Genomic DNA, 10866 nt, shown 5'->3' with positions numbered 1-10866 from the left:
TCCGAGACCATCTAGACCTGTAGAGACAGAACCAGCGCCAAGTCCGAGACCATCCAGACCCGTAGAGACAGAACCAGCGCCAAGTCCGAGACCATCTCGACCTGTAGAGACAGAACCAGCGCCAAGTCCGAGACCATCTAGACCTGTAGAGACAGAACCAGCGCCAAGTCCAAGACCATCTAGACCTGTAAATACTTCACCTGCAACTAGTCCGAGACCATCCAGACCCGTAGAGACAGAACCAACACCAAGGCCTGTAAATAATGGTTCTGCTCGTCCACAACAGGGAGGCTATCAACCAACAACTAAACCACGTACAGGTAACAAGCCAATTCGTGGGGGTTCACCTATTTCTCCACAGGCAAATCTGAATTACAAACCGATTAACTTTGTAGATTTTGCCTTCGGTATTTTAGGCAAACGTGATTTCCAATCTCAAGGTAGGTATTATCATTTCTACCAATTTGAGGGTAGAGAAAATCAACTAATTCAAATTAGGCTTGGTGGTAGTACTGATACGCGCCAAGCAAATAACCTTAGTCTCAATCCCTACATGTTTGTGCTTGACCCCAATAATAACGTGATTGTGAAGCGAGGCAGTGCCCAGACAACGGGTGGAATTAAAGATGCATTTGTATTTGTCAGATTACCTGTTCAAGGTACTTACACGATCGCAGTCACTAGCCGCAATCCAGGTGATACAGGTCGCTATAGTCTAGCACTTAGAAATGATAGAGCCAGCTACGCTCTAGACGAAACTGCCGAACTAACCGCCCAAAGTCTTACCCTAAAGCAAAATAAAAGCCCCTACGATGTCTCCAAGTTTGAGGGTAAAAAAGATCAGCTCGTTAGTATTCGTGTAGACAGTGAGTTTGAAGAGTTTTCTCCTTACATAGTCTTATTAAATTCTCAAGGAAAGATTGTCGCTGCCGATAATGCCAAAGATGGTAAGTATAGCGCTCTGATTGACCGCGCCAGGTTGCCTGGGGATGATACTTACTATGTAGTGGTTACTTCAGCTAACCCACAAGAACGTGGCAGATATCGCTTGACTCTTTACTAATTCAAAAGACGAGGGGCTTGGGGAAATATTTCTGAACGCGCCTTAAATATAGTGTTCATGAACCGTCATCAACTGCGTACACTAGGATGCATGAAAATTTTTTCTTTTCCTCCTGCATCCAGCCTCCCACCCTCACTCAGGCAAGGTTTATGGCTTTTACTCGCAGCTGTAGCGCTGTGGAGTATGAATTTGGGAGGAGCCACGCTGCGAGATTGGGATGAGGGTTACTATGCGATCGTAGCTCGTCATATGTACCGTTCTGGTAACTGGCTCTATCCTTTACTGCATGAACAACCCTTCGATAAGCCTCCTTTAGGGGAATGGCTAATCGCTGCTAGCTATTCACTGCTAGGCATTAGTGAACTGACAACCCGCTTACCTTTAGCCTTAATTAGTGCCTGTGGTGTTCCCTTGCTGTACTGGGTAGGGCAGGAAATTTTTACATCACAGTTGAGTGCGGTTTTTTCTGCCTTAGTTTATCTAACTCTGCTGCCTATTGTTAGACATGGACGCCTTGCCATGCATGACGGGATTACCGTCACGTTATTTTTGCTACTGATGCTAGGTCTGCTGAAATCCCGCCAGCATAAATTATGGGCAATAATTCCTGGTGTGGCGTTTGGGCTGCTAATTTTAGCTAGGGGAGAAATGGCATTTGTTTTAGGGGTGATCGCTTTTTTATTCTTAGTAATAGATAGACGACTCTCCCTATTTAAAAATCCCTACCTCTGGATTGGTCTAGTACTAGGCATTCTACCTGTCATTGCCTGGTATGCTGCCCAAGGACAACATTACGGGGCAGAATTCTGGCAAGGACGTTTTTTTGGGCCTTTGGTGCAACGGATTTGGCAGCCGTTTCACAATCATGATGGTCCTCCTTGGTACTACCTCGTAGAGTTACTCAAATATAGTTTTCCTTGGGTGCTTTTTCTGCCCAGTGGTTTAATTTTGGCATGGCAACAACGCCATAGCAGTTGGGGGCGATTAACCTTGGTAGGAATAGTAGTTTATGGGCTGACGATTTCTATGATGCGCACTAAGCTACCGTGGTATATCATGCCCCTCTATCCCTTTGTGGCTTTAGCGGTAGGCGCAAAACTTGCCGTAGTTTGGCAGCATCCTCAACCTTACCCTAGTGCTTGGAAGTGGCTATTTGGTTTGGCGGCGTTGGTTGGGAGTGGCGGCTGTATCTATTTTGTTGTCAGCAATCAAATAGCACTGCTTCCTTTAGGGATTGCGCTCACACTCGTCTTTAGCTATACAGTCTGGTTAGTTATCAAGCAAAATCGCCAATTTATTGTGGCTTTATTTGCAGGTGTTTACTTGATTTTAGGAATATTTGTGAATTCTCCAGTTTGGGTGTGGGAACTGAATGAAGCCTTTGCTGTTAAGCCTGTTGCGGCTTTGCTACAACAACATACTCCTAAAGATGCTGCGATCTACACATCTTTTGCCTATGGTCGTCCTAGTTTAAATTTTTATAGCGATCGCCAAGTTAAAAGTGCAACAAGTGCAGAACTACAAACTCAATGGACAAAAAAATCTTACTTGCTATTAGACCAAGCAACACTCAATTCTCTACAACTAACTAACAGCAAATCTTTAGGTACAGCAGCAGGATTTACCTTAATTGCTCCCAACAAAAATGAGTGAATAGGCAATAGTCAAGAGCGATTATTTATTTCTCCCTTCCCCTGTTCCTCATCCCCCCGATCTCTCCCCGGTTGATGGCGACACTGGCCATACTTTGATGCTTCTGTCTTTACTACCACTGACAATTGTCTTGCCATTAGGGTTGAAGGCCACAGCCCAAATCCTATTGGTATGCCCGGTAAAAGTGCGGATCTCCTGTTTCTGAGACACATTCCACAATCTCACAGTGCCATCCCAACCACCACTGGCAAGGGTTTGACCATCTGGGCTGAAGGCCACAGACCACACTTTAGTTTTATCTCCTTTGAGGGTAGTAATTTCTCTTCCTGTAGCCAGATGCCATAATTTAATTGTGCCGTCCCAACTTCCACTGGCAAGGGTTTGGCCATCGGGACTAATGGTTACAGAATTCACTACACCAAGATGACCTGTTAGGGTGCGTTTGACTGCTCCGGTAGATATATCCCACAGTTTGATATTTTTATCAAAATGATTGCTACTAGCAAGAGTATTGCCATCTGGGCTAAAAGCTACAGAATTAAAGATATCGCACTGCCCTTGGAGGGTGCGGATGACTTGTCCGGTAGTAGAATTCCACAGTTTAATCGTCTGATCCCAACTACCACTAGCCAGAGTAGTGCCATCTGGGCTGAACGCCACAGACTGAACCGAGAGTAAATGTCCTTTAAGAGTACGGATTTCTTCTCCCGTCGCCAGATTCCACAACTTGATAGTTTTGTCTAAACTACCACTGGCAAGAGTCTTACCATCTGGGCTAAAAGCTAGGGAATTAACCCAGTTTTTATGTCCCACTAGGGTACGGAGTTGCTGTCCAGTAGTCAAATTCCACAGTTTGATAGTGTTGTCTGTACTGACACTAGCAAGAGTATTGCCATCTGGGCTAATAGCTACAGCCTTAACTGAGCCAGAATTTCCATTGAGAGTTAAGGCATTGGATGCTATTTGATTGGGAGAAGATGTCTCACCAGTTGCAGCTACGGGAAATTGCGAATACCAAACTCCTCCAGATCCTAACACCAGGAAAATCGTGGCTGTTAAGACTCTAATTTTTGAGTTCATAAGATTTATAGACATCGCAGATCCCCCAGTAGCATCACCCTAATGCTGCATAACATAGCAAGCATTTTAGATACAATTACTGAATGTTATAAAATAAAATTATAATTGCTTTACAAAGTTTCTATCTAGACACATGCCAAATCTTAATAGTGTTGTCCTCACTACCACTGATGAGGGTTTTACCATCAGGGCTAAAGCTGAGGGACGTTACGGTGTTGGTATGTCCAGTTAATGTTAAAAATTCTTCTCCTGTAGATAAATTCCACAATTTGATTGTGCGATCGCGACTGCCACTGGCAAGGGTACTACCATCCGGGCTGATAGCAATCGATGTGACTGTGTTGTCATGACCCGCCAAGGTGCGAATTTCTTGACCTGTAGATAAATTCCACAATTTAATTGTGCGATCGCGGTTGGCACTAGCAAGGGTTTTACCATTGGGACTGATAGCTAGAGAAGTAATCGTTTTGCCATCCCCTTTTAAGGTGCGAATTGCGTATCCCTTAGATAAATTCCACAGTTTAATAGTTTTATCAAAACTACCGCTAGCCAGAATCTTACCATCTGGGCTAATAGCCATTGACCGCACCCAAAATTCATGTCCCACTAATGTACGGATGTGTTCTCCTGTTTCTAAATTCCAAACTTTGATCGTATTGTCATCACTACCACTAGCCAGAGTTTTACCATCTGAGCTAATCACTAAAGCATGAACTGAGTCAGAATGCCCTATTAGAGTGTGAATTACTTTACCTGTAGCTACATTCCAAACTTTGATAGTGTTATCATCACTACCACTAACCAGAGTTTCGCCATTGGGACTGATAGTTACGACATTCACTTTTTGAGAGTGACCGTTGAGAGTGAAGATTTCCTGTCCTGTAACCAGATTCCATAATTTGATTGTGCGATCGCTGTTGCTAGCAAACAATCGACCATCAGGACTGATAGCCACAGACAGAATCGCATTTTCATGTCCTTGGAGAGTATTAACTAAGGAAATATTTCCCAAAGTCATCTTTGGCTGCTGACTCAAAACAGCTTCACTGTTACCTGGATGATTATTTTGTTGACTCAGGCGAGAAGATATAGTTGTTTGCAGCCGAGAAAATTGTTTATACCAAGATTCTCCAAATCCAAACAATAAGATAGCAGCAGCTGCCAAGACTAGAATTCTTAAAAAATTGTATTTCCTAGGTAAATGTTGTGTCTGAGTTTTTGGAGTTTTACCAGATAATTTAACTGATGGTAACAGTCGCAATGGTTGTTTTTGTGACAAGTCTTTGATAACTTCATCAACTGACTGATAGCGGTAGCGGATATCTTTTTGCAACAGCTTATCGACGATCCGATCTAAATCCGCATCCAGCGGTCTGCGCAAATATTGTCGCCAATTTGTCACCCAAGAATATCCATGTTCTGTCCACAACTGAAAGGGAGAAATTCCCGTTAACAGATGAAAGCAGGTAGTTCCCAAACCAAATAAATCGCTGGCTGGATAAGCTTTACCATCTCGAATCTGTTCAATTGGGGAGTAACCATGAGAACCAATAGAAGTACCAATTTTATTTTGTACTCTTGCTGTTAATTGCTTTGAGGAGCCAAAATCTATCAAGCATAAGCGTCCATCACTGTGACGCCGAATGATATTTTCCGGCTTGAGATCTCGGTGAATGACTCCGCGATCGTGAATGAATTTGAGGATGGGTAGCAAATCGAGCAAAATTGCTTGAATTTCCCTATCCTTATAGGTCTTGCGTTGCTGCAACTCCGTTAACAAATTCTCTCCATTAATAAACTGCTGCACTAAATATAGGCAGTGGTCTTGCTCAAAGTAAGCTAAGAGAGTTGGAATTTGCGGATGTTCTCCGAGTTGTTGCAGTCGTTTGGCTTCTTCAGCAAATAACTCCATCGCTTTTTTTTGCGACCAAGTTCCTTGAAACTTTGGAGCTAATTGCTTGACTACACAGCGTTCATGTAGTTTATCTACATCTTGTGATAAATAGGTTCTGCCAAATCCCCCCTCATCGGAAAGCACTCGAATAACACGGAAGCGATTTCTTAAGAGTCCTATGAGTGGGGTATTACAAGCTTGGCAAAGCTTATTTTCATCAGAATTTAACGGATTTGAGCAATCGGGATTTAAGCAGCAGATCATGATTTGACAGGCGCTACTGCATGACAAATTATGCTAAGTTTGACCCATAATTTCCCTAGTTATCAGACTGGTTCTCGTGTACTTGTGGTAGAAAATCCCTGTGTTGGGGAATGGGGAATTACTTAATATAGTCAGCGTTTGTAGATTATAGTCAATTTTCCCTTAATTGAGGAAAATTACAAGAACCAGAAGAATTATTTCTCGATTATATAATAATCTTTTTTTTAAGACTTTGGGAAATGTATTTTGTGAGAAATTATCTGAGATATTTTTAACTAGTAAATGTTTTAAAGGTTACCAAAAAATAGTTAAATTTGTTACTACAAACTTTTTGATTTTTAAATACAGCAGAATTCAGGAGTTAGAATTCAGAATTCAGAAGTAAAACAGTCTTTATACTTGGGTTTGAGGCTTAGGATCTGTACTTCACTAACTTGAAATTTGCTGTATCAATAATTAATTGTTAATTTGATACTTCAGCTAAATATCTGTTTAACGCAGTGTCTGGCTACTTACCTTGGAGTTTTGCTTTCCATTGGCGAATAGCGATCGCAGTTCGTGTAACAGATGGAACGTATATCTGAGGAATTTCTTCTTTGATATGAGTTTTACCTTGGCGTGGTTGGGTAGTTAAACAGTTAGTCAAACTTGGCACATAGTTTTCCAAATCCAATGCCTTTATCACATCCTTAACCGTCTTAAAACGCTCTTTTAAGGAAATTTTTACCATTCTGCCCAAAGTCTGAGCAAAACTATCACTAACATTTACCTCTTTTTGCCAACAGATCTCACCAGTATTTGGGTCATAGTCAAATTCTAGAGGTCCTTTCCCAGTTAATAAATAAAGACAAGTCACACCGAGTGCATAAATATCGCTCGCATACACTGGCCGCAAGGAAAGCTGTTCTGGGGGTGCAAATCCCATCGTTCCTACAAAATTAGTAGTGCCATGATTACTAAGCGACTGTTCACAAGCATCAGCCAATTCCTCTTTCACTGCGCCAAAATCAATCAGCACAACCCGGCGCTGATCTTCACAACGCAACAAGTTATGAGGCTTAATATCCCGATGAATGACGCGATGTTGATGAAGATAGTGTAAGACTGGTAATAATTCCTGCAAAAACTGTTTAACTGCGGCTTCACTTTTGGGGCCAGATTTTCTCACTTCACGCGCCAAAGTAGAACCACGCACATATTCTTGAACTAAATAAAACTCTCCCTGGACTTCAAAGTAGTCTAAGAGCATGGGGATTTGTGGATGATTACCTAATGCTCCCAAAGCTTTTGCTTCTTTTTCAAAGCGCTGACAAGCTCTCTCCCAACTACTGATACTAGTTGCCTGAGGACAAAGTTGCTTAATTACACACAAAGGCTTACCAGGTAATACAGCATTCTTGGCTAGAAAGGTGATACCAAAACCACCTCTACCTAAAATTCTCAAGATTTCATAGCGATCGCGAAATCGTTCTGGAGAGCCGCACATCCGACCAAGTTGAGTTTGCTGGATGCACTCGTGAAGATGTCTGATTTGTGGGGAAAATCGATTCATAGCTTCAGAACGGCTACTCTTACTTGTCTTTAATTTAACGATAAAGCTTCCTAAGTGGTAGTAGGATTACTATATCTTTGCCAAATCATAATTTTTCCCAGTATTTACATACAGAATTCCCTATAAAAAATTTAAAAAGCTCAGGAAAATTGCTGTTGATCGTATTGACTTGTAAATCTACTTAGGTAGCAATTACTAAGTTAGTATAAAGTATTGATTTAGCCTCGAAGCTTTCACAGATAACGTTCGCCTTTCATCTCTACAGACCAAGGGCGATCGCTCTCATGCAGAAATCTTTAATTTGTTTTAGACAGCAAAGCAGTTTGGAGATTGGTTTTAAAAAGAAAACAACTAGCATCTGAGATAATTCTATACTCTCAACCAAAAAAGCACTGACAAAAAATGATAACTACTATTAGTTTGAATCACTCAAATATGAGTTATGACTTTTGCCTATTTGATACTTGTGGGTGAAATATTATCAATCAGTCTTCTGTAAATATCTTATTTAAGTGATGTAACTGCATCTGAGAAAAAGAGAGGAATTTAGCGTTAATGGACACATGGTTTTTTATCGATTGGCAAGCAATCTTTGTGCCTAGCATCAGTGTGCTGGAATTGATTATACGCGGGTCGCTGGTTTATCTAGCACTGTTCTCAGTGCTACGCTTGCTGCCTAGTCGACAACTAGGAACACTAGGAATTACTGACTTATTGGTAGTTGTGCTGTTCGCTGAAGCTGCCCAAAACGCAATGGCGAGTAATTATACATCTATTACTGAAGGCGCTATTTTGGTAGGAACTGTAATTTTTTGGAGCTACTTGCTTAACTGGTTGGGTTACAAACTTCCTCAGTTTCAGCGCTTCCTTAATCCTCCACCATTGTTACTTGTAAAAAATGGTCAAATAATTTATCGGCATCTAGAACGGGAGTTAATTACTGAAGATGAGTTGATGAGTAAGTTTCGCCAGCAAAGTATCGAATTTTTGGACGATGTGAAATTAGCATATATGGAAGCTGACGGTAGCATTAGTGTCATCACATCCGAATCAAAAAATAGTTCTCCTGTTAAACAAGAAGCTAAATCAAAAAGTGATCTGCCCTAATTAAAATGTAAAATATGACGGTTGTATTCTGTGACGGATTGTGATTGAGCGTTATACCTTGCCCGAAATGGGTAATCTCTGGAGTGAAGCCTATAAGCTAAAAACTTGGTTGCAAGTAGAAATTGCTGTTTGTGAGGCACAGGCTGAACTAGGTTACATTCCGTCTCAGGCGGTTGAAGAAATTAAAGCAAAGGCGAATTTTGATCCAAAGCGCGTACTAGAAATTGAGGCTAAAGTCCGCCACGATGTCATCGCTTTTTTAACCAATGTCAATGAATATGTTGGTGATGCAGGGCGCTATATTCACCTGGGCTTAACCAGTTCTGATGTGCTAGATACGGCTTTAGCATTGCAATTAGTAGCCAGTCTGGATGTGTTATTGCAACGTCTAGAAGATTTAATCCGGGCAATTCGTCAAAAGGCCAAAGAACATCGTTATACAGTGATGATTGGGCGTTCTCATGGCATTCATGCTGAACCAATCACCTTCGGATTTAAACTAGCGGGGTGGCTAGCAGAGGTATTGCGACACCAAGAACGCTTACAAATTCTCAGCAAAACAATTGCTGTAGGTAAGATTTCTGGTGCAGTGGGAACTTATGCCAATATTGAACCACGTGTAGAAGCGATCGCCTGTCAAAAACTCGGACTTAAACCTGATACCGCCTCAACACAAGTTATTTCCCGTGATATTCACGCCGATTACGTGCAGCAATTAGCCTTAGTTGCCGCATCTATTGAACGCTTTGCGGTAGAAATTCGCAATCTGCAAAAAACAGACGTTCTAGAAGTTGAAGAATTTTTTGCCAAAGGTCAAAAAGGTTCTTCAGCCATGCCCCACAAGCGTAATCCCATCCGTTCCGAACGGCTGACGGGAATGGCGCGACTGGTGAGAAGTCATGCAGGTGCAGCTTTGGAAGACATCGCCCTCTGGCATGAGCGAGATATTTCTCACAGTTCTGTAGAACGGGTAATATTACCAGATGCTTGCATTTTGACCCACTTTATGTTGGTAGAAATCACCGATTTGGTGACCAACCTGCTTGTCTATCCCGAAAATATGCAACGAAATCTCAACTGCTATGGCGGGGTGGTATTTAGCCAGAAAGTGCTACTTGCTTTGGTGGAAAAAGGAACTAACCGCGAAGAGGCGTATGCGATCGTTCAAGAAAATGCTCACACTGCTTGGAACAAACCGGAAGGCAATTTCCACGATTTAATTACTAAAGACCCTCGTGTTACCGAAAAGTTGTCCCCAGCAGAAATCGAATTGTGTTTTGACCCCCAGCAACATCTGCGGCATTTAGAACAGGTTTATCAACGCCTAGGTATTTAGACGCCGAATATTGGGCATTGGGCATGGGGAAAACATGGGGAAGATGGGGAAGAAAACTCCCCACACTCCCCACACTCCCCACACTCCCTTGTCCCCCCTGCTTCCTGCCCCTTCCTCAATGGTCAACCCCAAAACATATTTTTTTGTTGTAAATTATTATATAACCTGTGTACTTAGATTATTTAATCTTTCATGGTTAATTTCCATGAAAAGTATTAATCGCAACTATTGGCCTATTTAGTAGCGCTTTGAGTGTCCTGATGATTGACATACTAGCCATACTTTCCGCTTCTGCGGCAGCAGGAATCAGAATAGGTATCCCTCTACTGATTATTGGATTGTTGCATGGAGGTCACCTCTGGTCAAAAGTTCCGATTTTGTCTCACATTTCACCTTCAGTGTTGCTAGGCTTCTTAACTATTTGGTCTTTAATTGAACTAGTTGCTTCAAAAAAGCGCTTGGGGCAAAGAGTACTACAAATATTTGAGTTATTGTTATCTCCGATTGTGGGAGCAATAATGGGGTTAGCAGTATCTTCAACAACAATAGCGCCAACTTGGCTAATTGCTTTTATTGGGGGTTTGTTAGCTTTAGTATTCCAGCTAGTGCAAGTCGGTTGGTTCTATCGCTTGCGTGGCTTACCACTGTGGGCAGTATTTCTTCAAGATTTTTTGTGCGTTGCTCTAGTACTATTTGCCTTTAATGCCCCCTGGCCAGGAGGATTAATCACTTTTATCCTCCTCTGGTTGGCAATTCGTAGTGCAAAGGAATGGTATGACTGGTATTGGCAGTCTCGCCGTCAGCAGTCAAAAGCTAGGAGTTAATAGTTAAAAGCAATTTTTGTAGGGTGGGCAGTGCCAGCCCTTTCAACGCGAACAAATGAACTAGTAGGGGAGAATCAATAAAAGTCTTAATCT

At 42.0% G+C, this 10866-nt stretch carries 8 protein-coding genes; 5 read left to right on the top strand and 3 right to left on the bottom strand.

Annotation, left to right across the window (positions count from 1 at the left end):
* On the top strand, positions 1-1063 hold a 1063-nt coding region (locus tag BV372_RS19930), incomplete at its 5' end, for a PPC domain-containing protein (protein WP_143845205.1).
* Between the two features lie 90 nt (positions 1064-1153).
* Positions 1154-2716 carry a glycosyltransferase family 39 protein gene (locus BV372_RS19925; protein ID WP_086688233.1) on the top strand — a complete coding sequence of 521 codons (1563 nt, stop codon included), beginning with the start codon at positions 1154-1156 and terminating at the stop codon, positions 2714-2716.
* A 48-nt stretch (positions 2717-2764) separates the two neighbouring features.
* Here the strand turns inward: BV372_RS19925 and BV372_RS19920 are convergent, their stop codons facing one another.
* The 3 genes from BV372_RS19920 to BV372_RS19910 all read right to left on the bottom strand — a co-directional run bounded on the left by BV372_RS19920 (position 2765) and on the right by BV372_RS19910 (position 7506).
* Positions 2765-3811 carry a WD40 repeat domain-containing protein gene (locus BV372_RS19920; RefSeq protein ID WP_086688232.1) on the bottom strand — a complete coding sequence of 349 codons (1047 nt, stop codon included), beginning with the start codon at positions 3809-3811 and terminating at the stop codon, positions 2765-2767.
* Between the two features lie 106 nt (positions 3812-3917).
* Positions 3918-5954, bottom strand: coding sequence for a serine/threonine-protein kinase (locus tag BV372_RS19915; protein ID WP_086688231.1), 2037 nt, complete (start codon positions 5952-5954; stop codon positions 3918-3920).
* 508 nt (positions 5955-6462) lie between these two features.
* On the bottom strand, positions 6463-7506 hold the full coding sequence (locus BV372_RS19910; protein WP_086688230.1) for a serine/threonine-protein kinase: 1044 nt from the start codon (positions 7504-7506) through the stop codon (positions 6463-6465).
* 555 nt (positions 7507-8061) lie between these two features.
* On the opposite strand from BV372_RS19910, the gene BV372_RS19905 reads away from it, so the two are divergent.
* The 3 genes from BV372_RS19905 to BV372_RS19895 all read left to right on the top strand — a co-directional run bounded on the left by BV372_RS19905 (position 8062) and on the right by BV372_RS19895 (position 10773).
* Positions 8062-8613 (top strand): DUF421 domain-containing protein, encoded by a 552-nt coding sequence (locus tag BV372_RS19905; RefSeq protein ID WP_086688229.1) that lies wholly within the window; start codon positions 8062-8064, stop codon positions 8611-8613.
* A gap of 40 nt (positions 8614-8653) precedes the next feature.
* The gene (gene purB / locus BV372_RS19900; RefSeq protein ID WP_086688228.1) at positions 8654-9949 is read left to right on the top strand and encodes an adenylosuccinate lyase; all 1296 of its coding nucleotides are present in this window, start codon (positions 8654-8656) and stop codon (positions 9947-9949) included.
* A gap of 260 nt (positions 9950-10209) precedes the next feature.
* Positions 10210-10773, top strand: coding sequence for a DUF4126 domain-containing protein (locus BV372_RS19895; RefSeq protein WP_086688227.1), 564 nt, complete (start codon positions 10210-10212; stop codon positions 10771-10773).
* Positions 10774-10866 lie beyond the last annotated feature (93 nt).

Source organism: Nostoc sp. T09, from assembly GCF_002154695.1.
Lineage (GTDB): Bacteria > Cyanobacteriota > Cyanobacteriia > Cyanobacteriales > Nostocaceae > Aulosira.
The sequence above is the reverse complement of the archived record's forward strand: the minus strand, read 5'-3'. Positions and strand labels throughout refer to the sequence as shown.